This window comes from Altererythrobacter sp. CAU 1778 (assembly GCF_054482795.1).
Genome location: NZ_JBTLRP010000002.1, coordinates 246,483 through 270,460 on the forward strand (window position 1 = coordinate 246,483; position 23,978 = coordinate 270,460).

Consider the following 23,978-nt stretch of genomic DNA (forward strand, 5'->3'; position numbering starts at 1 on the left):
ATCAGGCCGCGATCTGGAACGGCTCGATCTCGCCCGCGAGGTAGAGCTTCTTCGCCTTCGCGCGGCTGAGCTTGCCCGACGACGTGCGCGGCAGGCTGCGCGGAGGCACGAGTTCCACGACGCAGTTCATGCCGGTGACCGAGCGGACCCGCTCGCGGATTTGGTCGCGCAGTTCGAGGCGCTTTGCCTCCTCCGACACGCGGCAATGGACCAGCACGGCAGGCGCTTCCTCGCCGTTTTCCATCTCGATGGAAAAGGCAGCGATGTCGCCGTGGTTGAAGCCCGGCAATTGTTCCACCGCCCACTCGATATCCTGCGGCCAGTGGTTTTTGCCGTTGATGATGATCATGTCCTTGGCGCGGCCCACGATGAACAAATATCCGTTCGCCATGTAGCCCATGTCGCCTGTGTCGAGCCAACCGTTGACCAGGCATTCGTCCGTCGCTTCGGGGTCGCGGAAATAGGAGTGCATGACGCTGGGGCCGCGGCACCAGACCTTGCCGATGTGGTGATCCGCCAGCGGACCGTCGCCTTCACCGCGGATTTCGACTTCCATGTCGCGCACCGGCTTGCCGCAATTCACGATCGCGCGGTAGCGGGCAGGGCGGCTGATGTCGCGCGGGCGACCCGACAGGCGCTCTTCCTCGACCAGCTCCACGCGGATGCCTTCGCCCGGCGGCATGATGGTGACGGCCAGCGTCGCTTCGGCAAGGCCGTAGCTCGGCAGGAAGGCGCTGGCGTGGAAGCCAGCATCGGCAAAGGCGTTGACGAAGCCCTGCATCACGTCGGGCCGGATCATGTCGGCGCCATTGCCCGCGACGCGCCAGCGCGACAGGTCGAAGCGGTCGCCCACGTGGCTCTGGCTGGAGATGCGGCGCGCGCAGATGTCGTAGCCGAAAGTCGGCGAATAGCTGAGCGTCGTGCCCGCGTTGCGGCTGATCATGTCGAGCCATGCAAGCGGACGGCGCGCGAAATCCTCGGTCTTGAGATAGTCGGTCGAAACCTGGTTCGCGATGGGCGACAGCAGGCAGCCGACAAGGCCCATGTCGTGATACCACGGCAACCAGCTGATGCAGCGGTCGCTCGGCTGCAATTCCATGCCATGCCCGTGCGCGGCGAGGTTCGACAGCAGCGCTTCGTGGGTCACTGCGACACCATGCGGGAAGCGTGTCGAGCCGGAGGAATATTGCAAATAGCAGATGTCGTCGGGCATGTTCTGCGGCAGCGGATCGCTGGATTCCTCCAGCTTCTCTGCATCCTCGAAGCTCATGCCGCGGCAGCCCTGCCGGTCGGCGGCGGCGCCTGCCATCTCGGCTATCTCTTCGGGGAAGAGCAGGATCTGCGGGTCGGAGCTGGCGAGCTGCACCGCGATCTGTTCGATATAGTTGTCGCGCCCGCCGAAGCTGGTCGGCAGCGGCAGCGGGACAGGCCATGCGCCGGCATAGATGGCGCCGCAGAACAGCGCGGCAAACTGGGCGCCGGTTTCCGCGATCAGGGCGACACGGTCGCCCGGCGCGATGCCAAGGCCCGCCAGCCGCCGTGCCATCGCCAGCGAATCCTCGCGCAGCTCGGCAAAGGGATAGGCGCGGGCCAGATTGCCGCGCGGATCGTGAAAATTCAGCCCGCGCGATCCCGTGGCCGCGTAATCGAGCGCGTCACCAAAGGTCGCGAAGTCCGAAAACCGCCGCTCCAGCGTGCAGTCGTTCGGTGTCGGAATCGGCGTCGTTTCGTTCATATTTTCCGGGACCCGTCGTGTTCTTTTCCTGGCTGACATCTTGGCCAAGGATAGCGTGAACACAGCATGAGGCGATGTTTCAGCGGTTCATACCTAACGTAGCCTTTCCCATTCGGGTAGGACTGTGGCACGAATATGGCCGATGTCTGCCCGAAATAGACCCCCCAGGGAACGCCGCCCGGTTCCGCCCCTAACGAAATCAAGCCTTTACGATCTGTCGACCCGATACGTCGCGCGATATGCCACCACCTCTGCCAAATTGCGGACGTATCTCGCGCGCAAATTGCGCGAGCGCGGTTGGGACGGAGAAAGCCCGCCGGACGTCGAAGGCATTGCGGAGCGTTTCGTCGAACTGGGCTACATCGACGACGAAGCCTACGCCCGCGCCAAGTCGGGAAGCTTGCTACGGCGTGGATACGGCAAGCGGCGTATCTCACAGACCCTCCACCATGACGGTATCGACGAGCCCCTGCGCGAAAGCGTCGCGCCAAGCGACCTCGAAGCGCGGCAGGCGGTGGTCGCGCTGGCAAAGAAGCGCCGCTTCGGCCCCTTCGCCACCCAAGAAGTGGACCGCGACCGGCGCGAGAAACAGATTGCCGCATTGCTGCGCGCGGGCCATTCCTTCGATCATGTTCGCGCGGTAATGGCGTGCGAGGGCGAGGCTGCGGCGCTCGCCTGGGTCGATGAAGGAGAAATGTGATGATTCGCGCGACATTGACCGCGCTGAGTGCGACGCTGCTGCTCGCTTGCACTGCCCAGCCCGGAGAAGGGACCGGGACGAGCAATGCGCCGCAACAGGCCGCCACCGCGTCCGTTCATCCGGAATCAGGGCTGCCGCTCGCGCCGCTGAAAATCACGCAGGGCGGAAAGACGCACAATTTCACGGTAGAACTGGCCCGCAGCGAAGAGGAGCAGCGGCAGGGCCTGATGTTCCGCCGCGAACTCGGCCCGAACGAAGGGATGCTGTTCCCCTACGACAATGCGGAAATCCGCGGATTCTGGATGAAGAACACGGTCATCCCGCTCGACATCATCTTCATCGGGCCGGACAAGCGGATCATCAACACCGTCGCCAATGCGGAGCCCTATTCGCTCCAGACCCGCGTCTCGCTGGCGCCCGCCATGGCGGTGCTCGAACTGCCGGGCGGTCGCGCGGCGGAACTCGGGCTGGAACCCGGCGCGCTGGTGGCGTGGTGAGCACGCTTGCGGGCGGGCGGGCGGCAAGCTAACGCGCACGGCCATGGGTATATTCTCCAAGATCTTCACCTGGTGGGATGGCGCGACCATCGGCACCATGCTGTGGTCCGCGCGCAACGGCGAGAAAGTCGGCACCGACGCGCAGGGCAATACGTACTACCGCAGCAAGGAAAAGACGCCCGACGGGCGCGAGCGGCGCTGGGTGATCTACGAAGGTGCGAACGACGCGAGCCGGGTGCCGAGCGAATGGCACGGCTGGCTGCACGGTGCGGGCGAGGAACTGCCCGAAAGCGACCTGCCGCCAGCGCGCATCTGGGAAACCGATTACACTCCTAACGCTACCGGCACGAGCGACGCCTATCGCCCGGCCGGCGCGCTGGAAATGGGTGGCAAGCGTGCCCGCGCGACGGGCGATTACGAAGCCTGGACGCCGGAAGGCTGACCCGCGCAGTGCGCTTTCTGGTTGCCCCGATGCTGCTGGCCGGTGCGCTGGCGGCCTGCTCGCAAGAGCCTCCGCCGCCGGAGCCGGTCGAAACCGAGGTTCCCGAACAGTTCTCCGCGCCGGTCGCGGTGCCCAGGGGCGGCGATAACGGGGTCGGCACACCGCTGGCGGAACGCGTCGCGACGATCGGCCTGCTGAACAAGCGCAACAACATCTCTCAGGACATCGAGATAAAGCCCGGCGAATCGAAGCGGGCGGGCAATGTCATCATCCGCCTGGCCAGTTGCGAACGCACCGCTCCGTGGGAAAATCCCCCGGAAACGGGCGCCTTCGTTCAGGTCTTCGTCGAGCAGCGCCAGTCCGCGCAGGCCGATCTCGCGTGGGCCAAGGTCTTCTCTGGCTGGCTGTTCAAAAACAACCCCTCAATCAACGTCGTCGAGCACCCGATCTACGACGTCTGGGTGAAGGATTGCGCAATGAGCTTCCCGGACGAAGAGGAGCCGGTCGCGGATTCCGAAAGCAGCGAGGAATAGGCGGAAGGCAGATCGGCTTTCGCCGTCCCGCCGGTCGCGCTGCCCAGCAATTTCAGATATTCCGCCTGCGGTATCTCCACCGCGCCGAGCGAGGCGAGGTGGCTGGTTATGAACTGGCAATCCAGCAACTCCGCCCCCGCTCGGTTCAGCAGCGCCACCAGCCAAGCGAGCGCGACTTTCGATGCGTTGCTGGCGTGGCTGAACATGCTTTCCCCGCAGAACACCCGGTCGAAGCCGACGCCATAAAGTCCGCCGACCAGCGAATCGCCATCCCAGCATTCGATCGAATGGGCATGGCCCGCCGCGTGCAACTGACGGTAGCTTGCTGCGATCCGTTCGCTGATCCAGCTTTCGGGATGGTCGCGGCGCGGGGCGGCGCAAGCGTCAACCACATCGGCGAAGGCGAGGTTGCAGGTCACCCGAAACCTGTCCGTCCGGATGGTCTTCGCCAGCGAGCGCGACACCTGCATCCCATCAAGCGGCAGGATCGCGCGCATCCGCGGCTCGACCCAGAAGATTTCCGGATCGTCGCGCGAATCGGCCATCGGGAAAATGCCGCTGCGATAGGCCAGCAGCAGCATGTCGGGCGGAATGACCTGCGGGGTCGGCGCGTGCATGGCCTGCGCTCTAGCACCGCGATGCGATTGCGTAAGCAGCCATGTGCTTTGCCAGATGCTTGCCAAGACGAAAGCGAGCGATTAGACGCCCGCTTCCGGCTGCAGGGGTGTAGCTCAGCTGGTAGAGCATCGGTCTCCAAAACCGAGGGCCACGGGTTCGAATCCTGTCACCCCTGCCATTTTTCCGACATCGGCGGAAAGCGGGCGCGGGAACCGCGCGGGCGACAGGGTGTTCTCTTCCAAAGACCAATCGAGGTTGGACAAGGAGTAGACGCCATGAGCAGCCTGAGTTTCCGCAGCACCAAGCCCGACGGCTGGACCATGCCGCGCCCTTATAACGATCCGAACATGCGCCGCGCGAAGCACGGGCCGATCCAGCCGATGCACGCGCCCTCGTTTCTGGAGCGTCTCTTCGGCCGCTGATCGCCCCTTCGGCAAGCTGACAAACAAAACGGGCGCCGGGAGATGATCCCGGCGCCCGTTTGTTTGCGCGGTGCAAGGGCGGGAGGTCAGTATTCCTCCGGCTCTTCCGGCGTTTTCGCGGTGAAGGTCCTGCCCGCCGTCTTTTCTCCGCGAGCAAGCGCGAAGACCACGCCCGACAGCAGGAGCAGCGCGAGCAGGTTCGGGGCCACCATCAGCGCGTTGGCGATGTCGCCCATGCGCCAGATGAGATCGCTTTCCCGTGTCGCACCGATGAAGATGCCGACGCACCACAAGACGCGCCACGCCATGTGCAGCACCTTCTCGCCCTTCAGGTTCGAACCGGGGAAGCGGTCGTAGATGAAGGTAATCGCGCGCTCGCCGTAATAGCTCCACGTCAGCAGGGTCGTGAAGACGAACAGCAATAGCGCGATGCTGGCGACCAGCGTGCCGAGCGGGACCGAGCCGACCTCGACCGGGAAGGCCGCGGCAAAGGCACCGCTCGTGACCGCGAAGCCATCGAGATCGGACTGCCATGCGTGCAGCACCGGAGCGCCGTTATGCGTGAAGTTGCCTTCCACCGTCAGGATGACCAGCGCAGTCATGGTGCAGATCACGATGGTGTCGATGAACGTGCCCAGCATCGCCATACGTCCCTGGAACTGCGGATCGTCGGTCTGCGCCACTGCGTGAGCGATCGGGGTCGAACCCTGTCCCGCCTCGTTGGAGAACAGCCCGCGCGCCACACCGGCGCGGATCGCGAGGATCACCGCCGCACCGACGAAACCGCCGCTGGCCGACTGTGCATTGAACGCACCGCCGAAGATGCGGCTGAAGGTTTCGGGTATGTCGCCGATGTTCAGCAGGATCGCGAGCACCGCCATCAGGATGTAGGCAGCGGCCATGAAGGGCACGACCTTTTCCGCGACATTGCCGATCGACTTGATGCCGCCGATGATGACCACGAAGACGAGGATCGCGACGATCAGCCCGCCGAGCCATTCCTCTATTCCGAACAGTTCGTTGAGCCCGTCCGCCACGGCGTTCGCCTGAATGGCGTTGCCGGTGACGAGGCCGGAGATCAGCGTGCCGACGCAGAAGGCGATTGCAAGCCAGGTCCACTTGGGGCCGAGGCCCATCATGATGTAGCTCATCGGGCCGCCGCGATAGGTGCCTTCGCTGGTCGTTTCGCGATAGCGGATCGCCAGCGCGCCTTCGGCAAAGGCCAGCGCCATGCCGAACAGCGCTGTGACCCACATCCAGAAGATCGCACCCGGACCGCCCAGCGCGATCGCGGTGGCGACCCCGGCGAGGTTACCCGTGCCGACCTGCCCCGACAGCGCGGTCGAAAGCGCCGCGAACGGGGAAATCTCGCCCGCGCCGCTGCCCTTGCGCCCGGCGAACAGGTTTTTGACCGCGGGGACGAGATTCGTGATCGGATAGGCCCTCAGGCCGATCATGAACCACAGCCCCGCGCCCAGCAAAACTATGGCGAGCGGGGGGAAGGGGAGCACGGACTCCCCGTTCCACGTACCGCCCCAGATAAAATCCGCCACATTGGTGACGGGGCCGAGCAGGCGCTCGTCCAGCGTTGCCGGTTGGCTGGCTGCCATCAAGAATTTCCCCTCATGCGTACCCTCGAAATAAAGCGCGCACGCTAGAGCCGCAGGGGGGTCATGGAAAGAGGCAATCGGGCACGATGGAGCATCGGTCAGGACTTCGCTGGCCATCCCTTGCTTTTGCCGCCCGTCCGGCCTAAATGCGCAGCCGTCTTCCGACATAGGAAACTCTACCAGCCCTCCCGGAAATGCACCGGGGCGGCGATGAGCCCTTCCCTGAAGGCGGGATATTCATGCGCCGGAACCGGCGCGGCAGTGCAGGATCGATCAATGGCCAAGGTCAGCCCCGGAGAGTTCATTCGCCAGGTGCGTTCGGAAGCATCCAAGGTGGTGTGGCCGACGCGCGAAGAAACGGTTCGCACCGCGATCTTCGTTGGCATTCTGGTGCTGATCCTTTCGCTGTTTTTCCTCGGCGTCGATTCGCTGTTCGGCTGGGTGGTCGGCAGTCTGCTGACGCTGGTCTGAACCCGAACGCTTACTTTTCAAGGACGACGGACACTCTCATGGCTCGCTGGTACATCATCCACGCCTATTCCGGTTTCGAAAACAAGGTGCGCGACGCCATTCTGAGCGAGGCGGAACGCCTCGGCCTGTCGGAAGGCGTCGAAGAGGTCGAGGTCCCGTCCGAAACCATCACCGAAGTGAAGCGCGGCAAGAAGGTCCAGGTCGAGCGCAAGACGATGCCCGGCTATGTCCTTGCCAAGCTGAACCTCAACGACGACGTCTATCACCTCGTCAAGAACACGCCGAAGGTGACCGGCTTCCTCGGCCCCAACGGCAAGCCGCAGGCGATCAGCGAACGTGACGCGCAGCGTTACTTCGGTGCCGTCGAGGAAGCTGCCAGCGCGCCCAAGCGCGAGATCACCGTCGATTATGAAATCGGCGATCAGGTCAAGGTGCTGGAAGGCCCCTTCGCCAGCTTCAACGGCGAGGTCGAGGAACTCGATTTCGACAAGAACAAGGTCAAGGTTTCGGTCTCGATCTTCGGCCGCGCGACGCCGGTCGAACTCGACTTCGAACAGGTCGAACTGGTCAAGTAAGCGGCTGGCGGCAGCCGGCCCGTTTGCCTAGGTGTCGGCGGCAATGACCGACACTGCTCTCCTGTGTTCCGAAAGCCCGATCTCGCTCGCGGTAATTCGCGAGCTGGGCGCGCATGGCGTCGCGGTGCGGCCGATCGTGCGCCGGGCGGATTCCTTCCTTTGCGCCAGCCGATATGCGGGAAAGCCTATCCTGCGACCGTCAGGTGCCGTGGCGGACTGGCTGGAGGATCTGGCCAGGCGCGAAGGCATCGACAAGGTCATGGCAATCGGGGAGGCGGACGTGCTGGCGCTGGCGGAGCTGCTGCAGGCGGGATCGCCGCTCCTGATCGCCGCGCCGCTGCCGGGGCAGATGCGGCTGGTGCTCGACAAGCAAGCGCTGCTGGGATTGGCGGAAGAAGTCGGGCTGGAGGTGCCGCGTAGCTGGCAGCCGACCGGCTCCGACCTTTCATGGCTGGCAGAGGACGCGCGTTTTCCGCTGGTCGCGAAATGGAGCGATCCGCTCAGCGTGAGCGCGACGCTGGAGGCAGCGGGCCTTTCGCTCGACAAGGTGATCTACTGCCACGACCGCGCGGCGCTGACCGAATATCTGGCCAGGTTCGATGGCGTAGGCGTCTATCCGATCGTGCAGGAATACGCGCCGGGCTACGGTCTCGGGCAAATGTTCCATGCCATGGACGGAGAAATCACCCTGCGGTTCCAGCATCGCCGTCTACGCGAATGGCCGCTGTCGGGCGGTGTCTCCAGCCTGTGCGAAGCGGTGCCGCTGAACGAACACGCGGAGTTGCGGGCGCAGTCGGAAGCGCTGCTGGGCAAGCTGCGCTGGACCGGTCCTGCGATGGTCGAGTTCCGCCACGATCCCGCGACCGGGCGCAGCGTACTGATGGAGATCAACGGGCGCTTCTGGGGCAGCCTGCCGCTCGCCAGCGCGGCAGGGGTGCAATTTGGCTGGGAGAGTTGGCGCCACGCTTTCGGTGACGGAAAGGCCATGGTGCAGCCCGCCTATCCGCAGCGCGCGGCGCGGTACATGGCGCCCGAAATGAAGAATTTGCGCGATGTCTGGACGGGTCACGGCAGCGTGGGGGCCAAACTGGGCTTTACCGGGCGCTTCCTTGCCCGCTTTCTCGATCCGCGGGTCCGTTATTACGTCTGGAGATGGAGCGATCCTGCCCCGCTTTGGGCGGACCTGCGGAATCTCACTCGCCGCGCATGACATTGGGGTGGGCAGCAATGAGGCCTGCCACGGCTTGCTCTATCCGCTCCACGCAGCGGGCCATGTAAGCGGGCGATAGCTTGTAGGGGTCGTGCAAATGCGGTACCGGCGGGCGGGTATAGAGGCCGAGCAAGGTGCGCGGTGTGTCGCCCCAGATTGCGTGTTTTTTCAGGGCCGTCGCGTGACGCATCTCCATCGCCAGCAGCAAATCGCCCGGCAGCGGCGCGATGTCCTGCGGCTGGCTGGTTCGATGGTTATCGACGTCCAGCCCGCGTGCGGCGCCGAGTTCGGCAATCGGGGGATGCGCCGGCTTGCCCGTCGCAGTCGACAGCCCGAACGACACCGAATTCGCGCCGAGCTTGCGGGCCAGCATATCGCCATAGGCGCTGCGGCAGATGTTGCCGTGGCACACGAAAACGAGCCGCGTCACTCCCTGCCGGTCGTAGCGCGGCAGCGTGTCCCCGGCGAAGACCATTTGCGGCCATGCCAGGCCCAACCGCGCGAGACCGCGCCAGGTGCCGAAACGCGCGTCGAGCGGGTTTTCAGCCATAAAGCACGTTCGACAGCGCCTGTTCGGCATAACGCCGCATGGTGCGGGTCTTCGCTTCGGGCAGCAGGGGGAGGGGGGCAATCCCTTCCTCGACCGTGACATCGGCGAAACCGGCGCGCGGATTGATCCCGTCGATTTTCGCGATAGCGTCGCAAAGAGCGGCAAAGCGGCGCGCGACGATTTGGTTCGGCTTCATGCGCTTGCGGTCGAACAGTTCGAAACTGTGGCTCACCATGACGAAAGCAGGCCATTCGTGCGCGGCGGCGTGGCGGATGCCCGCCACCATCTCGTCCGCCGAAACGCTGGTGACCTGAGCATGGCGCATCCCGCCGCTGGCGGCGATTGCGGCGATGGGCACCTCGATCACGCCCTCGCGGTAGTGCGGACGCACGTCACCGGGATCAGCGGAGATGTCGCAATCGCAGGCCAACCCGGCGGGAAAGCTGCTGTCGTAGGCAACACCGAGCGCCGCGAGCGCCCGCAAGGTGTCATCGTTCGCGCCGTAATTGCCTGCCCGGAAAGCAACCGGCCGCGGTGCGCCTGCCGCCTCCAGCCGCGCGATACCGTAAGCGAGGATGCGCTGTTGGTCGGCCAGCGGAAAGTCCTTGATATTGCGTCCCGTCGCCTCGCTGAGGCCGTTTCCGGGCGCCAGTGCCAGCCACTCCGTGTGGCAATGCAACTGCACGTCATGACCGGCCCGCAGGATCGGCTCCACCACGCGGTCGATCGCGCCTTGACCCCAGACCAGCGCGGGCATCGGATCGACGAAGAAGGTGCCGCGAATGCCCGCCCTGTCCATCAGCGCAATCTGGTGCGCTATGCCCACGCCCTCTGCGCTGCCGCAGCCTAGCGCGAGGTTCCACGCGGCGTCCGCGCTGCGCCCATGCCCCGCGGTATAGGCGCCCGAGGAATATTCGGTGTCGATGGATATGATGACGGCGGTATCGGTCATGTGCGCGCTATAGCCTGCCGCATTCGCCTGAAAATTGCGTTAAGCATGGCACCCGTCCACCCTTGCAAAAGCGTGGCATTTCGCTAAAGGCGCAACCTTCCCGAACGACAGTGACGGAAATCCACGCGGGAGGCAGCGCTTCGCAGCCGCTCGACCGCTTACCATGAGCCTGTTTCGAGAGAGGCAGGCGACAGTGCGAAAGGAGGCCTCTGATGGCCAAGAAAATCGACGGTTACATCAATCTGCAGGTGCCCGCGGGCGCCGCCAATCCGTCCCCCCCGATCGGCCCGGCGCTGGGTCAGCGCGGCGTGAACATCATGGAATTCTGCAAGGCGTTCAACGCCGCAACGCAGGACCTGGAAAAGAACGCCCCGATCCCGACCAAGATCACCGTTTACGCGGACCGCAGCTTCACCTTCGTTACGAAGTCGCCGCCGGCGAGCTTCCTCATCAAGAAGGCGATGAAGATCAAGTCGGGCTCGAAGGAACCGGGCAAGAACATCATCGGTTCGATCAAGACCAGCCAGCTGGCCGAGATCGCGGAAACGAAGATGGCCGATCTTAACGCCAACGATATCGACCAGGCGGTCAAGATAATCGCCGGTAGCGCCCGCTCGATGGGCATCGAAGTGGTGGAGGGCTGAGACGATGGCCAAGCAGACCAAGAAGCAGAAGACGGTTTTGGCTCTCGACGCAGAGAAGCTCTACACCGTGGACGAAGCACTCGCCACGCTGCGTGAGCACAAGGCGAAGTTCGACGAGACGATCGAAGTCGCAATGAACCTCGGCGTCGATCCGCGCCACGCCGACCAGATGGTCCGCGGCATGGTTTCGCTACCCAGCGGCACCGGCAAGGATGTGAAGGTCGCCGTGTTCGCGCGTGGCGACAATGCCGAAAAGGCGACTGCCGCCGGGGCCGACAAGGTCGGTGCCGAAGACCTGATGGAAGACATGCAGGCCGGCAATCTCGATTACGACCGTGTGATCGCGACTCCCGACATGATGGGTGTCGTCGGCCGTCTCGGTAAGGTTCTCGGCCCCAAGGGCCTGATGCCGAACCCGAAGCTCGGCACCGTCACTCCGAACGTGGAACAGGCCGTGAAGGACGCCAAGGGCGGCCAGGTCGAATTCCGCGTCGAGAAGATGGGCATCATCCACTCCGGCATCGGCAAGATGAGCTTCAAGGACGAAGATCTGAAAGCCAACTTCAAGGCGCTGACCGACGCGATCGTGAAGGCGAAGCCGACCGGCGCGAAGGGCAAGTATGTCCGCAAGATCTCGCTGACCAGCACCATGGGCCCCGGCCTGAAGGTGGACCTGAGCGAAGTCGAAGGCGCCTGACCGCCGAACGGTTAGCCGAATTGTTGCAAAAGGGCCGGCGGGAAACCGTCGGCCTTTTTCATGCGCACGAAACATAAGGCCGGCAGATTCAGCGCGAATCGTGCCAGCCGTTCAGCCTGCGTATCCGCGAGCCGTGGCATTTGCGCGACGAAGCACTTCTGAGCTTAAGGCAGCGCGCATCCGGATACGGGGCCAAAGCGTTACTGCGGGGCAAGGTTAACAAGGGTCACACCATTCTTACGTCACCGAACGCGCGGGCCGACGGCACCGCATCCACCGACACGCCATCATTCTCCGACCTGGCGCCCCAGCAAGGTGCTGGTGACGAAGCCTATCGCTACGGTAACACGCGTCCGCTGGCGGTGTTCGGCCTTGCGCTGGCCGCCTCGCTTGGCGCGGTCGCGCTGGTCGGCGGTATGTGGAGCTCTCTCGACATCGCCACCGAACAGGACCGGATCGCACCTCCGCCCAATCTCAAGGAAGTGATGGTGAGCACCCGCGCCGAAGGCCGGGAACTGATCGCTACGGTCAAGGAAGACTTGCGGACAGCGACGGAAGGCGACGAGCAACCGACCGAACTTGCGCGGCAGGAGCCTGCGCGGGGCGAGCCTTCACAAAAATGATTCGCACAGCCCGAGCGCCATCAGCGCCTTCGCGCAGAAAATTCCCGCGACAATCAAAGCATCGATCGATCTATCGAGAATGGTTTCTTGCACTTGGCGCCCCTTCGGCTGCCGCTGTGCTCCCTCGATCCTACCACCATCCTGCCAACTATCCTTACCGGCCTGTTAAGCACGGAGCGGTTGCATGACTGCCCACGCCATCGCCACCGCGCCAGACGGCGAACCGGTGCCCGAGAGCTACTGGACGAAACGCGAGCGGCGCCAGCGTCGCCGCTTCGTCATCGCGCTGCTGTTTGCCCTGTTCTGGATGGTGTTCAGCATCTGGCTGTCGATGCCGTGGCTGTCGGACCTTGGCGACCTGACGCATCCGCTCGTCGCGCTCTTCGTGCTGACATTCATCGCCTACGTGCCGGGCTTCATGAATGCGTTTCTGCTGATGAGCCTGATCCTGCGTCCCGACGCGCAGCGCCGCACGCCCGCGCACTGGCCGGCGATCAGCGTCCTCGTCGCCGCCTATAACGAGGAAGAGCTGATCGGGGACACGCTCGTCTCGCTCAGCCAGTTGCAGTATCGCGGCCCGCTGGAGATCATCGTGCTCGACGACGGGTCGAAGGACAATACGACCGCCGCTGTCGAAGCCTGCGCTCACCTGTTCGAAGGCCAGCCGCTGAAGACGCTGCGCCCGATCCGGCGCGACCGCAACAGCGGAAAGGCGCGAGTGCTCAATCACGGGCTGGAACTGGCGAGCCACGACCTGATCGTGACCATCGATGCGGACACGCTGCTCCAGGAAGGCAGCATCACCGCCATGGTCGAGCGTCTGGAGGCGAGCCCGCCTGCCACGGTCGCCATCGCCGGGACGGTGCTGGTCGGCAATGCCTTCGACAGCTGGATCACCAAGGCGCAGCAGTGGGATTATTTCCATGGCATCGCCGCGGTGAAGCGGATGCAGGGCATGTATGACGGCACGCTCGTCGCGCAGGGAGCCTTCAGCCTCTACCGCAAGCAGGTGCTTCTCGAAGCAGGCGGTTGGCCCGACATGGTGGGCGAGGACATCGTTCTGACCTGGGACATGCTCCAGCGAGGCCTGAGTGTCGGCCACGCGGAGGATGCGATTGCCTGGACCAGCGCGCCGGTGACCTTCGGTGCCCTTGCGCGCCAGCGCAAGCGCTGGGCGCGCGGCATGATCGAGGCGCTGGCACTGCACGGCAAGCTGCTGGTCAAGCGGCGGCTGTCCACCATGTTCATCTGGTGGAACCTGCTGTTCGTCAGCATCGACCTGGCGTTCACCCTGGCCTTCCTGCCCGGTATCATCCTCGCGCTGCTCGGCGTTTACTGGCTTGCCGGGCCGATCACCCTCCTCGTGCTGCCGATCGCGGCGCTGTGGAACCTCGTTATCTATCGCATCCAGATGCGGATGCTGCGGCGGCAGGACATCGCCATGAAGCGAAGCCTGTGGGGCTTCATCCTGTTCGCCTTCGTCTACCCCCTCGTGATGCAGCCGGTGTCCGTCTGGGGCTATTTCGCCGAACTCACCGGAGGCAGGAAACAGTGGAATTGAAGAGAATACGACGCGCGCTGCTCGCGGCCAGCGGACTGCTGGCGTGTGCGGCATCGCCGGCGCTGGCGCAGAACGATCCGTTTGCGCGACCCGCGATCGGCGCGGAGGTGTTCGCTTCGACCGACAGCGACGACACGGAAGTGCTGCGCTCCGCCATCGATTTCGACCTGCGCAATCGCGGCGACAACGACCGTATCGGCGTGCGGCTGGAAAAGGCCTGGTACACCCCGATGGGGCAGGACACGGACGAGCGGGAACGGGTGTTTCTGCAACTCGGCCGGGAAGTGGGCGACTGGCAGCTGCGCGCCCGCGTGGGCACGGATATGCACACGGTCATCGGTTCGATTTCCGCCAACGACCAGGCGAAGTACCGCAAGGAAGTTTTCCTCGAGCGTGACATCGTTGAAACCCCGCAGGGGCTGGACGATACGCCGATCTACACGACCTTCGGCGGGGCAGCGATCGACATTCCGTTCGACGATCGCAACGTCCTCAACCTGCTCGCCGGGTATCAGGACTTCACTGGCGACAATTCGCGCGTTCACCTGCGGGGCACCTACGTCCATGTGGTCAAGCCCGAATGGGGCCTCTCGGCGCAGTTGCGCGGGCGCTATTTCCGTTCGAGCGAGCCGCGCGAGGCCGATTACTACTCGCCGCGCTATTACGCGCAGGTGCTGCCGGTGGTGCAGCTCCGCCGCTTCATCGGCGAAGGGTGGATGGTGCAGGCCGCGGGCGGGATCGGCATCCAGCGCGATTCCGACAGCGACTGGTCGCAGAGCAACTTCGCACAGCTGCGCGTCGAAAGCCCGCGCGGCGACCGCGACTGGTCCGTCGGCGCAGAACTGACCTACACCGACACACCTTCGGACAATGCGGCGATCGGATCGGGCTACGACTATCTGCAGGGCAGGGTGAGCGTGACCCGGCGGTTCTGACCGCAAGAAAATCGTGCCAATCGAAGACGCGCATCCCACGCAACTGGCCTGTCGGTAGAGTATCGGCCAGCCTCCCCTTTGTCAGATGCATTGGGGGGCTGAGTTGTGAAATTATCGAACTGTCTGGTCGCGGCTCTGGTCGCTGGAATGGGCCTGCCCGGCACTGCGCTCGCGCAGGAAAGCGACGTGTCCCGGGTGGTCACGATTCGTTTCGACGGCACCGTGACGCAGAGCGCACAGGACACGCTGACGATCCGGCGACAGGACGGATCGCTGGTCGAATACAGCGGCGACCTGCCGAGCTATCCGCTGAAGGTCGGTGACGATTTCAGTTTCACCGCAGAGGCGGTTCTGCCGACGCGCGCGTTCTACGATACCACTTACGCCGGCCCCGTCGCGGAAGACGGCATCTACCGCCTGCGCCTGACCTCGCCCGAGCCCGGGACAAGCCCGGTCACTGGCTACATCGAAAGCTTCAGTGTCAGCAGCCCGCTCCAGCGCACGCTGAACCTCGGTCAGTTGCCGGACGCCTCGCTCAGCGTGGTCTATGATTACGGGACAGACAGCTACAGCCTCGATGGCGGTGAGAACTTCTTTTCCGGCAGTTACGGCGCGCCGGGATATATCTACGACGCCGACAGCGCGACCTATCTTCCGTGCTCCGGCCCGCAGGCCTGTCGCGCCACAGCGGCTGACGATCCGGTGATCTTCGGATTGCAAGGCGAGGGCGGCGGGCCGCAGCTGTCTACCAGCGGCATTCGCGTGAACAGCACCGATCCCTCCAGTGGCACGGGTACCGGCTTCTTCGACCTGGTGTTCTCGGGCGGCTGGAACCTGCCGACCTATCAGGCGCAGAGTTCAAGTGGAGCGACACCGGTGCCAGCGCCGGGGATGCTCGTCCTGTTCGGTGCCGGGGCCGCAGGTCTGGCCTGGCGTCGCCGTCGCGCTGTCAGATCCCGCCGGGCGTGAAATCGAAGCCGGCCTCTGCCAACGCTTCGCACAAGGTGTCGACGCAGCTGGAGAGGTCGTCCTGCTTTGTGGAACGGACGACGAAGTTCGCGCCGACCCGGCCTTCGCGGAAGAAGGGGTAGCTGCCGATCTGGCAGTTTTCATGCGCTTTCTCGACCTGGCGCAGGATGTCGGCAACTTCGCTTTCCGGGCTCCAGCAGCCGACGGTCTCCGACAGCAGCGGCGCGCCGCCTTCAAGCTGCCCGGTCAGCGCGTCGAGCATACCGGCGGTGATATGCGGCACGCCTGCCATCAGGAACAGGTTGCCCCTGCGAATGCCCGGTGCGCCGGACATGCGGTTGGGGATGAGGTCCGCCCCTTCCGGCACGCGGGCCATGCGAAGGCGCGCGTCGGTCAGGCCGCCGGGCTTGTCGGCGTAATATTCCTCCAAAATCGCGCGCGCCGTCGGGTGGACGACCACGTCGACGCCGAGCGCAGCCGAGACCGCGTCCACCGTGATGTCGTCATGCGTCGGGCCGATGCCGCCGGTGGTGAACAGGTAGTCGTAATCCGCCATCAGGGCATGGACGGCTGCAACGATCCGTTCCTGCACGTCGGCCACCACGCGCACTTCGGAAAGGCGAATGCCCTGCACCTGGAGCCAGCTGGCGACCTGCGCGATGTTCTTGTCATGCGTGCGGCCGGAAAGAATCTCGTCTCCGATGACGATCAGCCCGGCGGTCCAGATCTTGTCGCTGTTTTCGCTCATGGACGGAGCGTTAATCGATGCGGGCGAGGGCGCAAACCCTATTCGGCAGCTTCCAGCCGTTGCTCCGCATCTTCGGCGGCGCCTGCATCCGGACCGCGCAGCGTCAGGATCCCGTCCTCTACCGGACTTTCGCGCATGATCTTGCGATCCATCACGTAGTTCTGGTTGAGCCGCCAAGGGTATTCCACCGCGCTTTTGGGCATGATGTGCTTGGAACGCTGGATGTAACCGGAGGAAAAGTCGAACAGGTCGTCCTCTTCCAGCGCAGCTTCCCGCTCTTTGGAAAGATCGGCCACGGCGACGCTGGCACCGCGCTCGGTCATGAGGTTCAGCATGCGGCAAATGTAAGCGGAGTTGAGATCGGCGCGCAGCGTCCAGCTTGCGTTGAGGTATCCGAACACGACCGCGAGGTTGGGAATGTTCGAGAACATGCAGCCCTTGTAGTAAAAGTGATCTTCGAACTTCACAGGCGCACCGTCCATCGAAACGGCGATCTTCCCTGCCACGGCTAGGCGCAGCCCGGTCGCGGTTACGACAATGTCGGCTTCCAGCAGTTTGCCCGATTCGAGCCTGATGCCGTTTTCCTCGAACCCGGCGATGCGGTCGGTCACGACTTCGGCCTTGCCCGCCCTCATCGCCGCGAATAGGTCGTCGTCGGGCACCAGGCAGATACGCTGGTCCCACGGATTGTAGGGCGGCGTGAAATCCTTGAGATCGTAATCCGCGCCCATCGACTTGCGGATGCGATCGTGCAGGCGCTGCTTCGCCTTTTCCGGATGGTTGCGCGCCGCCTTGAAGCCGAACGACTGCATCTGGATGTTCTTGAACCGCGTGATCCGATAGGCGAGCCGTTCGGGCAGGACCTTACGCAGCGCGTTCGCGATCCCGTCCTTCGCGGGGCGGCTGAACACCCAAGTCGGCGTGCGTTGCAGCATGGTAATATGCGCGGCATCCCGGCTCATCGAAGGAACGATGGTGACCGCGGTTGCGCCCGATCCGATGACCACCACCTTCTTGCCCGAATAGTCGAGATCGTCCGGCCAGAACTGCGGATGAATGACCTGCCCCTTGAAGGCGGAAAGGTCGAAGCCTGCATCGTAGGGCTCGTCGTAATCGTAGTATCCCGATCCGAGATAGAGCCAGCGCGCCGTGGTCTGCGACTGTTCGCCGGACCCGTTTTCCACCGTCAGCGTCCACATCGCGTCGGCCGAACTCCAGTCGGCGGAAATCACCTTCTGCGACAGGCGGATGTGTTCGCGGATGCCGCGTTCATCGACGATGCGATTGAGATATTCCAGGATCGCAGGAGCATCGGCGATGGATTTCTCGTGCCGCCAAGGTTCGAATTCGAAGCCGAGCGTGTGCATGTCGCTGTCGGAGCGGATACCGGGATAACGGAACAGGTCCCACGTTCCGCCCAGATTGTCGCGCCGCTCCAGAATCGTGAAACTGCGGTCGGGGCACTCCATCTTGAGGTGAGCGGCCATGCCGATGCCGGAAATGCCGGCCCCCACGATCAGGACGTCGACGTCGGGTTTGGTCATCAGGTTTCTCTCTCCATCGGGAATCGGTTGTAAGGGAAAACGGGTTCGCTTGCCAGCGGATCGGTGGCGAGGGGTGTTCGGCCGTCGCGCGCCGCGCTAGTCGCGACGGCATGATCCACAGAACCTTTACGCTCTCGTTGCTCGCCACCGCTTCCGTCCTCCCCACGATGGCACTGGCGCAGGACGAGACGGTCATTGTCGTCACCGGGCAGGGGCTGGAAGAACCCGACGGGGCAATCGCCTACGACACTGTCGAGCTGGAACGCGAACGGATCACCGCCAGCGCTTCGGGCCGGATAGAGGACGTGCTCGCGAACGTCGCGGGCTTCCAGCAATTTCGCCGTTCGGACAGCCGCTCCTCGAACCCGACGGCGCAGGGCGTCACCTTGCGCGCGCTGGGCGGCAACGCCAGCAGCCGCGCTCTGGTTACCCTGGACGGGGTGCCGCTGACCGATCCCTTCTTCGGTTACGTCCCGCTGAGCGCGCTCGCGCCGGAGCGGCTGGGCCGCATCTCCGTCACGCGCGGCGGCGGGGCGGGGCCGTTCGGCGCAGGCGCGCTGGCGGGCGTCATTGCGCTCGAGAGCGCCGGGCCGGTTGATCTTGCTCCCGTGCAGGCGAGCGGCGCCATCAACGAACGCGCCGAGACCGAACTTTTCGGAAGCGTCGCTCCGCGCGTTGGCGACGGGATGGCGGTGCTTTCAGGCAAATGGGACCGGGGGCAGGGCTTCCATACGACGCCGCGGGATCAGCGCGTACCTGCCAGCGCCCGTGCCGCGTTCGAAAGCTGGTCGGCAAGTGCGCGGGTGGCCTATCCGGTCGGACCCGACGTGGAATTGCAGGCACGCGCGCTGGCCTTCGAGGACGAGCGGACGCTGCGCTTCGACGGCGCGGATTCGCGGATCGAGGGACAGGATGCGAGCCTGCGGCTGGTCGGTCGCGGCCGCTGGCAATTCGACGTTCTCGGCTACGGCCAGTGGCGCGATTTTTCGAACATCGTCATTTCCTCCACCCGTTTCACGCCGGTGCTCGATCAGAAGGATACGCCGTCGAGCGGCTATGGCGGGAAGGTGGAGCTGCGCCCGCCGCTGGGTGTGGACCAGACCTTGCGGCTCGGCAGCGATCTGCGCGTGGTCGAAGGCGAGATTGCGGAAGACCGGATCAGCGCCTTCACGGGCGCGCTAACCGGCAGCCGTTATGCTGGCGGACGCAACAGCGATGTCGGGCTCTACGCCGAATACGACCGACGCTTCGGCCCTCTGGTCCTGACCGGAGGTGTCCGGGCGGATCGCTACCGCATTGAAGACGGCTTCCTGCGCGACACCAATGCGGCGGGAGCGGTGACGAGCGCAGACAGTTATTCCGATCGCGCCGACTGGGCGCTCTCATGGCGCGGCGGCGCGGCCCTCGAGGCAAGCGATACGCTGCAATTGCGGGCGGCAGCCTATCGCAGCCTCCGCCTGCCGACCCTGAACGAGCTCTATCGCCCCTTCGTGGTGTTTCCCATCACGACGGAAGCCAACCCGGACCTGCGACCCGAACGGCTTACCGGGTTCGAAATCGGCGCGGACTGGACCGTGGCAGACGGAATCGCATTCTCGCTGACCGCTTTCGACAACCGCCTCGAGAAAGCCGTCGCCAATGTCTCGCTGACGCCGACGCTGCGCCAGCGGCAGAACCTGCCCGCAATCGACGCGCAGGGGCTGGAGGGAGCATTGGGAATCGTCCGGAATGCATGGCGCTTCGACGCATCGCTCGCCTGGACCGATGCGACGATCGATGGATCAGGGCAATCGGCCGGGCTTGACGAAGCGCGGCCGCCACAATCGCCCAAGTTCGCCGCCAGCGCGACGATCGCTTACGCACCGCGAGAAAGCACGCGCGCCGCGCTGACGCTACGCCATGTCTCCCGCCAGTTCGAGGATGACAGCGGCGCGGACGTTCTGCCCGCTGCGACGACGCTCGACGCCTTCGTGCAGGTGCCACTTGCCGGCGAGCTTTCTGCTGTCTTTCGCGGCGAGAACCTGCTCGACGAGCGGATCGTCACCCGCAATTCGGGGGGATCGGTCGATCTCGGAGCCCCGCGCACGGTGTGGGCAGGGCTGAGATACGGCTTTTAGGGCTTACTCGTCGTCGACGGCGTCCTGTACGGCTTCACCGGCGTTCTGTGCAGCGTCGCCGACCTGACCGGCAGCATCGCCGACATTGTTCGCGGCCTCTGTCATCGCCTCGTTCGCGGCGATTTCGGAGTTGTTCTGCTGGCTGAACAGGAAGAAGGCACCGATTGCCAGGACGATCAGGACGAGGGCGATGACCCAGCCTGCCCCGCCGCTGCGGCGCGGCTCTGCGCCGTCGCTGACGATCGTGTGCGTGGTGTGGGTATTGCCCGCTTCGTCGCGGGTTTCGGTGATGCGTTCTTCGGCCATGGAATGGACTCCCTGAAATCGTTTGGCGAAAAAACGCTCGTTCTGCCCGGCGGTTCCGCGCTCAGTCGGAAGCGAATGCGAATGGGATGCCGGTCTCACGATATTCGTCGGGCCGCATCTCGCGCCCGATCGGCGGGGTCGCACGGGCAAGGCAGTGGGGACGGTGGCACAAGTGGCAGGCGACGCCGACCGGCGTGGGGGCAGGCCGCTTGTCCTGAGGCTCCGCATAGACGAGCTGTCCCGCGTGCTCGGCCGAGCAGACCAGCGCTACGCTGCGTTCGACGCGTTGCGCGTCGTAACTGCCGCCGCCCGCGCGCACCATGCGCGCGACGCTGAAGAACCGCTGCCCGTCTTCCAGTTCCAGCCACTGGGTATAGATGCGGAACGGCTGACGGAAGGTTTCGTGGACGTTCCACAGCGCGCAGCCACCGCCGAGCCGCGCAAATGGGAAGCCTGCCCCGTCCAGCCGTTTCGAGACATTGCCGGCCTGGTCGATGCGCACGAAGGCAAACGGCACCGCGTCGGTGCCGGGGCGGGTCAGATTGGTCAGCCGATGCGCCACCTGTTCCCAAGTCGTGCTGAACCTCCGGCAGAGCAGTTCGATATCGTAACGCGCGTCCTTCGCGGCGCGGGTGAAGGCACGGTAAGGCATAAGCAATGCCGCTGCCCAATGGCCGGCGAGAGCGCGGCGCGCCATGCGGCGGGCATTGTCGGTGGAAAGATTGCCTTCGCCGACGAGCCGTTCGATCTCCGCGCGCGCCTCGAGCAAGGCGAGCTGCACGGCCAGCTGGAAGCGACGCGAGGCCGGATCCAGCCCTTCCGAGAGCATCACCCGCCCGCGGTGCCGGTCGTGCCAGCGCAGCGCCCCCATGATCAGTTCGGGGTTCACGAACCGGACCTCCAGACGGTGCGTGTCCGCCAGGCGAGCGATCATCGTCTCGGCAGAAGTGAGGTCCCCGGCCAAGCGTTCCGCCGAATCATCGAGCGTCGGGAAGGCGTTGCGCCGCGCGGCGAGGAAGTTGCGCACTTCGCTGACGGGATCGGTCCTCACCACCGCGCCTGCGCCAGCGGGCGTCACCTCGCGTCGGCGGGCGAGTTCGAGCTGTTCTTCGCCATAGGCGGTGTGCAGCCGCAGCAAAGCCTCGGCAAAGCCGGGATAGGACGCCGCGATATCCGCCACGTCGAGTGCGGGAAGATCTATGTCGGAAAAGATCGGCTCCGCCAGCACGGCCTGCAGGCGCTGGCCCGTCTCGTCCGCATCGTCATCTGCCAGACTGGCGATGTCGACCTCGTATGTGCGCGCGAGGCGAAGCAGCATATCGGCCGTTACCGGGCGCTGGTTCCGCTCGATCAGTGCGACGTAGGAGGGCGAGATGTCGAGATCGCTCGCCATGTTCGCCTGCGTCAGGCCAAGATCGCGGCGCAGACGCTTGATACGCGGTCCGAGGAACAGGGCTTTCGCGACCATCAGGCAAACTCCACTTAAACTTTACATCCTTACAATCATATTTTGTAAAGTTTGACAATATGACACCGCAGAGCGTTTTCTTGTGCATTGCAACAGCGCATTTCGGGTGCAGATCGAATCACCAGTCAACGAAGGATCTCTCCCGATGACCTACCAGTCCGAAATCGACCAACTCAGCCAGACCATCGGCACCAACGGAGCGCCCTGGAACGCGATCGACGCCGAAACCGCAGCGCGGATGAAGATCCAGAACCGCTTCAACACCGGCCTCGACATCGCGAAGTACACCGCCAGGATCATGCGCGAGGACATGGCTGCGTACGATGCCAACCCCGCCGACTACACGCAGTCGCTGGGCTGCTGGCACGGGTTCATCGGGCAGCAGAAGCTGATCAGCATCAAGAAGCATTTCGGCACGACCAAGCGCAAGTACCTCTACCTCTCCGGCTGGATGGTCGCCGCGCTCCGCAGCGACTTCGGGCCGTTGCCCGACCAGTCGATGCACGAAAAGACTTCGGTGCCCGCGCTGATCGAGGAGCTTTACACCTTCCTCAAGCAGGCCGATGCCCGCGAACTCGGCGGCATGTTCCGCGATCTCGACGCCGCCCGCGAAAAGGGTGACGAGGTCGAGGCCAAGCGCATCCAGTCCGCGATCGACAATTACGAAACCCACGTCGTTCCGATCATCGCCGACATCGACGCAGGCTTCGGCAATGCCGAGGCGACCTATCTGCTCGCCAAGAAGATGATCGAAGCGGGCGCCTGTGCGTTGCAGATCGAGAACCAGGTGTCCGACGAGAAGCAGTGCGGCCACCAGGACGGCAAGGTCACCGTGCCGCACGAGGACTTCCACCAGAAGATCCGCGCCATCCGCTATGCCTTCCTCGAGCTGGGCGTGGACGACGGAATCATCGTCGCGCGCACCGACAGCCTCGGCGCGGGCCTGACCAAGCAGATCGCCTACACCAAGGAAGAAGGCGACCTCGGCGACCAGTACAACAGCTTCCTCGACTGCGAGGAAGTCGCCCCGGCCGACATCAAGAACGGCGATGTCTTCATCAGCCGCGAAGGCAAGCTGCTGCGCCCCAAGCGCCTGCCGAGCAACCTCTATCAGTTCCGCGCCGGAACGGGCGAGGACCGCTGCGTGCTCGACGGCATCACCAGCCTTCAGGCCGGTGCCGATCTGCTCTGGATCGAAACCGAGAAGCCGCACATCGGCCAGATCGGCGGCATGGTGAACCGTATCCGCGAGGTCATCCCCAATGCGAAGCTGGTCTACAACAACTCGCCGTCGTTCAACTGGACGCTCAACTTCCGCCAGCAGGTTTATGATGCCTGGGAAGCCGCAGGCAAGGACGTCTCCGCTTTCGACCGCGCCCGGCTGATGAGCGTCGATTACGACGAGACCGAGCTGGCGCAGGAAGCCGATGCCCGCATCCGCACCTTCCAGGCCGATGCCGCGGCGCAGGCGGGCATCTTCCACCACCTGATCACCCTGCCGACCTATCACACGGCCGCGCTGAGCACGGACAACCTCGCCAAGCGTTACTTCGGTGAAGAGGGGATGCTGGGCTATGTCGAGCAGGTCCAGCGCCGCGAGATCCGCGAAGGCATCGCCTGCGTGAAGCACCAGAACATGGCCGGCTCCGACATCGGGGACGACCACAAGGAAGCCTTTGCCGGCGAAGCGGCCCTCAAGGCCGGCGGCAAGGACAACACCATGAACCAGTTCGCTGCTGCCTGACGCCGGCGGTCCCTGCTGGAGGTCACCGCCCGTGGGGGTGGCCTCGGTCGGGGCGCGGCGATAGGAGAGAGCGTCCGCGCCCCGATCGATTGGGGGCCGATAAGGAGAACAGACGATGAGCCACGACGAAGACATGCCGCAGAGCCGCCCGGACGAACGGCCGCGCGCGATCTTTTCCAACCAGGATTTCAAACTGCTGCGCACCGCCGTCGCCGAATATGCCCGCAATTGCGAGGATCCGGCAGAATCGCAGCGCTACGCCAATCTCCTGCACCGGCTTGGCCGGGCGGGCTGATCACACCGAAGA

General features: G+C 64.5%; 26 protein-coding genes and 1 tRNA gene. 18 read left to right on the forward strand and 9 right to left on the reverse strand.

The features are described 5' to 3' along the window. Nucleotide 1: 1 nt before the first annotated feature. On the reverse strand, nucleotides 2-1,735 hold the full coding sequence (locus ACXYN8_RS09230) for a fatty acyl-AMP ligase (RefSeq protein WP_458889138.1): 1,734 nt from the start codon (nucleotides 1,733-1,735) through the stop codon (nucleotides 2-4). A gap of 259 nt (nucleotides 1,736-1,994) precedes the next feature. On the opposite strand from ACXYN8_RS09230, the gene ACXYN8_RS09235 reads away from it, so the two are divergent. The 4 genes from ACXYN8_RS09235 to ACXYN8_RS09250 are packed head-to-tail and all read left to right on the forward strand — an operon-like array spanning nucleotide 1,995 to nucleotide 3,907. Beyond that, nucleotides 1,995-2,435: a regulatory protein RecX gene (locus ACXYN8_RS09235; protein ID WP_458889139.1), complete on the forward strand. Its 441-nt coding sequence runs from the start codon at nucleotides 1,995-1,997 to the stop codon at nucleotides 2,433-2,435. Continuing rightward, nucleotides 2,435-2,932, forward strand: coding sequence for a DUF192 domain-containing protein (locus ACXYN8_RS09240; RefSeq protein WP_458889140.1), 498 nt, complete (start codon nucleotides 2,435-2,437; stop codon nucleotides 2,930-2,932). The genes ACXYN8_RS09235 and ACXYN8_RS09240 overlap by 1 nt, the downstream gene beginning before the upstream one ends. Before the next feature lie 43 nt (nucleotides 2,933-2,975). Continuing rightward, entirely contained in the window at nucleotides 2,976-3,374 is a 399-nt protein-coding gene (locus tag ACXYN8_RS09245) for an NADH:ubiquinone oxidoreductase subunit NDUFA12 (protein ID WP_458889141.1), read from the forward strand. An 8-nt stretch (nucleotides 3,375-3,382) separates the two neighbouring features. Next, a complete protein-coding gene (locus ACXYN8_RS09250; RefSeq protein WP_458889142.1) occupies nucleotides 3,383-3,907 on the forward strand; it encodes a DUF2155 domain-containing protein in 525 nt (174 codons plus the stop codon). Here the strand turns inward: ACXYN8_RS09250 and aat are convergent. Then, a complete protein-coding gene (aat, locus tag ACXYN8_RS09255) occupies nucleotides 3,823-4,524 on the reverse strand; it encodes a leucyl/phenylalanyl-tRNA--protein transferase (RefSeq protein WP_458889143.1) in 702 nt (233 codons plus the stop codon). The two genes, ACXYN8_RS09250 and aat, sit on opposite strands and share 85 nt — an antisense overlap. 103 nt (nucleotides 4,525-4,627) lie before the next feature. On the opposite strand from aat, the gene ACXYN8_RS09260 reads away from it, so the two are divergent. Together ACXYN8_RS09260 and ACXYN8_RS09265 are read left to right on the forward strand one after the other, a co-directional pair. Then, a tRNA-Trp gene (locus ACXYN8_RS09260) sits at nucleotides 4,628-4,703 on the forward strand. Between the two features lie 97 nt (nucleotides 4,704-4,800). Then, on the forward strand, nucleotides 4,801-4,947 hold the full coding sequence (locus ACXYN8_RS09265) for a hypothetical protein (RefSeq protein WP_458889144.1): 147 nt from the start codon (nucleotides 4,801-4,803) through the stop codon (nucleotides 4,945-4,947). An 86-nt stretch (nucleotides 4,948-5,033) separates the two neighbouring features. On the opposite strand, the gene ACXYN8_RS09270 is transcribed toward ACXYN8_RS09265, so the two are convergent. Next, nucleotides 5,034-6,557, reverse strand: coding sequence for an alanine/glycine:cation symporter family protein (locus tag ACXYN8_RS09270; protein ID WP_458889145.1), 1,524 nt, complete (start codon nucleotides 6,555-6,557; stop codon nucleotides 5,034-5,036). Nucleotides 6,558-6,833: 276 nt separating this feature from the next. Between ACXYN8_RS09270 and secE the strand changes: the two genes are divergently transcribed. Genes secE through ACXYN8_RS09285 form a run of 3 tightly spaced genes read left to right on the forward strand, consistent with a single transcriptional unit; the run spans nucleotide 6,834 to nucleotide 8,813 of the window. Then, nucleotides 6,834-7,028 carry a preprotein translocase subunit SecE gene (gene secE, locus ACXYN8_RS09275; protein WP_458889591.1) on the forward strand — a complete coding sequence of 65 codons (195 nt, stop codon included), beginning with the start codon at nucleotides 6,834-6,836 and terminating at the stop codon, nucleotides 7,026-7,028. A gap of 38 nt (nucleotides 7,029-7,066) precedes the next feature. Next, a complete protein-coding gene (gene nusG, locus ACXYN8_RS09280; RefSeq protein ID WP_458889146.1) occupies nucleotides 7,067-7,603 on the forward strand; it encodes a transcription termination/antitermination protein NusG in 537 nt (178 codons plus the stop codon). A 43-nt stretch (nucleotides 7,604-7,646) separates the two neighbouring features. After that, nucleotides 7,647-8,813, forward strand: coding sequence for a carboxylate--amine ligase (locus tag ACXYN8_RS09285; protein ID WP_458889147.1), 1,167 nt, complete (start codon nucleotides 7,647-7,649; stop codon nucleotides 8,811-8,813). On the opposite strand, the gene ACXYN8_RS09290 is transcribed toward ACXYN8_RS09285, so the two are convergent. Both ACXYN8_RS09290 and ACXYN8_RS09295 read right to left on the reverse strand, forming a co-directional pair. Beyond that, on the reverse strand, nucleotides 8,797-9,363 hold the full coding sequence (locus ACXYN8_RS09290; protein ID WP_458889148.1) for an arsenate reductase/protein-tyrosine-phosphatase family protein: 567 nt from the start codon (nucleotides 9,361-9,363) through the stop codon (nucleotides 8,797-8,799). The two genes, ACXYN8_RS09285 and ACXYN8_RS09290, sit on opposite strands and share 17 nt — an antisense overlap. Beyond that, nucleotides 9,356-10,315, reverse strand: coding sequence for a polysaccharide deacetylase family protein (locus ACXYN8_RS09295; protein WP_458889149.1), 960 nt, complete (start codon nucleotides 10,313-10,315; stop codon nucleotides 9,356-9,358). The genes ACXYN8_RS09290 and ACXYN8_RS09295 overlap by 8 nt, the downstream gene beginning before the upstream one ends. A gap of 212 nt (nucleotides 10,316-10,527) precedes the next feature. Between ACXYN8_RS09295 and rplK the strand changes: the two genes are divergently transcribed. From rplK to ACXYN8_RS09325, 6 genes are all read left to right on the forward strand, one after another. Beyond that, the gene (gene rplK, locus ACXYN8_RS09300; protein WP_458889150.1) at nucleotides 10,528-10,959 is read left to right on the forward strand and encodes a 50S ribosomal protein L11; all 432 of its coding nucleotides are present in this window, start codon (nucleotides 10,528-10,530) and stop codon (nucleotides 10,957-10,959) included. Nucleotides 10,960-10,963: 4 nt separating this feature from the next. Then, nucleotides 10,964-11,656, forward strand: a complete 693-nt coding sequence (gene rplA, locus ACXYN8_RS09305; protein ID WP_458889151.1) for a 50S ribosomal protein L1 — start codon at nucleotides 10,964-10,966, stop codon at nucleotides 11,654-11,656. A gap of 140 nt (nucleotides 11,657-11,796) precedes the next feature. Then, complete coding sequence (locus ACXYN8_RS09310; RefSeq protein WP_458889152.1) at nucleotides 11,797-12,279, forward strand: hypothetical protein; 483 nt, start codon at nucleotides 11,797-11,799, stop codon at nucleotides 12,277-12,279. Between the two features lie 184 nt (nucleotides 12,280-12,463). After that, nucleotides 12,464-13,840, forward strand: coding sequence for a glycosyltransferase family 2 protein (locus ACXYN8_RS09315; RefSeq protein WP_458889153.1), 1,377 nt, complete (start codon nucleotides 12,464-12,466; stop codon nucleotides 13,838-13,840). Further along, nucleotides 13,837-14,775 carry a hypothetical protein gene (locus ACXYN8_RS09320; protein WP_458889154.1) on the forward strand — a complete coding sequence of 313 codons (939 nt, stop codon included), beginning with the start codon at nucleotides 13,837-13,839 and terminating at the stop codon, nucleotides 14,773-14,775. Before ACXYN8_RS09315 ends, ACXYN8_RS09320 begins: the two co-directional genes overlap by 4 nt. A gap of 105 nt (nucleotides 14,776-14,880) precedes the next feature. Then, entirely contained in the window at nucleotides 14,881-15,744 is an 864-nt protein-coding gene (locus ACXYN8_RS09325; protein ID WP_458889155.1) for a PEP-CTERM sorting domain-containing protein, read from the forward strand. On the opposite strand, the gene ACXYN8_RS09330 is transcribed toward ACXYN8_RS09325, so the two are convergent. Next, nucleotides 15,725-16,492: a competence/damage-inducible protein A gene (locus ACXYN8_RS09330; RefSeq protein ID WP_458889156.1), complete on the reverse strand. Its 768-nt coding sequence runs from the start codon at nucleotides 16,490-16,492 to the stop codon at nucleotides 15,725-15,727. The genes ACXYN8_RS09325 and ACXYN8_RS09330 overlap by 20 nt on opposite strands. 38 nt (nucleotides 16,493-16,530) lie before the next feature. Then, entirely contained in the window at nucleotides 16,531-18,036 is a 1,506-nt protein-coding gene (locus ACXYN8_RS09335; RefSeq protein ID WP_458889157.1) for a flavin-containing monooxygenase, read from the reverse strand. A gap of 110 nt (nucleotides 18,037-18,146) precedes the next feature. Between ACXYN8_RS09335 and ACXYN8_RS09340 the strand changes: the two genes are divergently transcribed. Beyond that, entirely contained in the window at nucleotides 18,147-20,153 is a 2,007-nt protein-coding gene (locus ACXYN8_RS09340; protein ID WP_458889158.1) for a TonB-dependent receptor, read from the forward strand. 3 nt (nucleotides 20,154-20,156) lie between these two features. Here ACXYN8_RS09340 and ACXYN8_RS09345 read toward each other — a convergent pair whose 3' ends face one another. Together ACXYN8_RS09345 and ACXYN8_RS09350 are read right to left on the reverse strand one after the other, a co-directional pair. Beyond that, nucleotides 20,157-20,459, reverse strand: a complete 303-nt coding sequence (locus tag ACXYN8_RS09345; RefSeq protein WP_458889159.1) for a hypothetical protein — start codon at nucleotides 20,457-20,459, stop codon at nucleotides 20,157-20,159. A gap of 61 nt (nucleotides 20,460-20,520) precedes the next feature. Then, complete coding sequence (locus tag ACXYN8_RS09350) at nucleotides 20,521-21,930, reverse strand: helix-turn-helix domain-containing protein (RefSeq protein ID WP_458889592.1); 1,410 nt, start codon at nucleotides 21,928-21,930, stop codon at nucleotides 20,521-20,523. 142 nt (nucleotides 21,931-22,072) lie between these two features. Between ACXYN8_RS09350 and ACXYN8_RS09355 the strand changes: the two genes are divergently transcribed. Then, nucleotides 22,073-23,671 (forward strand): isocitrate lyase, encoded by a 1,599-nt coding sequence (locus tag ACXYN8_RS09355; RefSeq protein ID WP_458889160.1) that lies wholly within the window; start codon nucleotides 22,073-22,075, stop codon nucleotides 23,669-23,671. 115 nt (nucleotides 23,672-23,786) lie between these two features. Then, the gene (locus ACXYN8_RS09360) at nucleotides 23,787-23,966 is read left to right on the forward strand and encodes a hypothetical protein (RefSeq protein ID WP_458889161.1); all 180 of its coding nucleotides are present in this window, start codon (nucleotides 23,787-23,789) and stop codon (nucleotides 23,964-23,966) included. The last annotated feature ends 12 nt before the right edge of the window (nucleotides 23,967-23,978 follow it).

What these genes read in the sequence shown, in the direction of transcription:
- ACXYN8_RS09230 (WP_458889138.1), bottom strand. Translation starts at nt 1,735, where the DNA reads ATGAACGAAACGACGCCGATTCCGACACCGAACGACTGCACGCTGGAG.
- ACXYN8_RS09240 (WP_458889140.1), top strand. Translation starts at nt 2,435, where the DNA reads ATGATTCGCGCGACATTGACCGCGCTGAGTGCGACGCTGCTGCTCGCT.
- ACXYN8_RS09245 (WP_458889141.1), top strand. Translation starts at nt 2,976, where the DNA reads ATGGGTATATTCTCCAAGATCTTCACCTGGTGGGATGGCGCGACCATC.
- aat (WP_458889143.1), bottom strand. Translation starts at nt 4,524, where the DNA reads ATGCACGCGCCGACCCCGCAGGTCATTCCGCCCGACATGCTGCTGCTG.
- ACXYN8_RS09265 (WP_458889144.1), top strand. Translation starts at nt 4,801, where the DNA reads ATGAGCAGCCTGAGTTTCCGCAGCACCAAGCCCGACGGCTGGACCATG.
- ACXYN8_RS09270 (WP_458889145.1), bottom strand. Translation starts at nt 6,557, where the DNA reads ATGGCAGCCAGCCAACCGGCAACGCTGGACGAGCGCCTGCTCGGCCCC.
- secE (WP_458889591.1), top strand. Translation starts at nt 6,834, where the DNA reads ATGGCCAAGGTCAGCCCCGGAGAGTTCATTCGCCAGGTGCGTTCGGAA.
- nusG (WP_458889146.1), top strand. Translation starts at nt 7,067, where the DNA reads ATGGCTCGCTGGTACATCATCCACGCCTATTCCGGTTTCGAAAACAAG.
- ACXYN8_RS09285 (WP_458889147.1), top strand. Translation starts at nt 7,647, where the DNA reads ATGACCGACACTGCTCTCCTGTGTTCCGAAAGCCCGATCTCGCTCGCG.
- ACXYN8_RS09290 (WP_458889148.1), bottom strand. Translation starts at nt 9,363, where the DNA reads ATGGCTGAAAACCCGCTCGACGCGCGTTTCGGCACCTGGCGCGGTCTC.
- ACXYN8_RS09295 (WP_458889149.1), bottom strand. Translation starts at nt 10,315, where the DNA reads ATGACCGATACCGCCGTCATCATATCCATCGACACCGAATATTCCTCG.
- rplK (WP_458889150.1), top strand. Translation starts at nt 10,528, where the DNA reads ATGGCCAAGAAAATCGACGGTTACATCAATCTGCAGGTGCCCGCGGGC.
- rplA (WP_458889151.1), top strand. Translation starts at nt 10,964, where the DNA reads ATGGCCAAGCAGACCAAGAAGCAGAAGACGGTTTTGGCTCTCGACGCA.
- ACXYN8_RS09315 (WP_458889153.1), top strand. Translation starts at nt 12,464, where the DNA reads ATGACTGCCCACGCCATCGCCACCGCGCCAGACGGCGAACCGGTGCCC.
- ACXYN8_RS09330 (WP_458889156.1), bottom strand. Translation starts at nt 16,492, where the DNA reads ATGAGCGAAAACAGCGACAAGATCTGGACCGCCGGGCTGATCGTCATC.
- ACXYN8_RS09335 (WP_458889157.1), bottom strand. Translation starts at nt 18,036, where the DNA reads ATGACCAAACCCGACGTCGACGTCCTGATCGTGGGGGCCGGCATTTCC.
- ACXYN8_RS09340 (WP_458889158.1), top strand. Translation starts at nt 18,147, where the DNA reads ATGATCCACAGAACCTTTACGCTCTCGTTGCTCGCCACCGCTTCCGTC.
- ACXYN8_RS09345 (WP_458889159.1), bottom strand. Translation starts at nt 20,459, where the DNA reads ATGGCCGAAGAACGCATCACCGAAACCCGCGACGAAGCGGGCAATACC.
- ACXYN8_RS09355 (WP_458889160.1), top strand. Translation starts at nt 22,073, where the DNA reads ATGACCTACCAGTCCGAAATCGACCAACTCAGCCAGACCATCGGCACC.
- ACXYN8_RS09360 (WP_458889161.1), top strand. Translation starts at nt 23,787, where the DNA reads ATGAGCCACGACGAAGACATGCCGCAGAGCCGCCCGGACGAACGGCCG.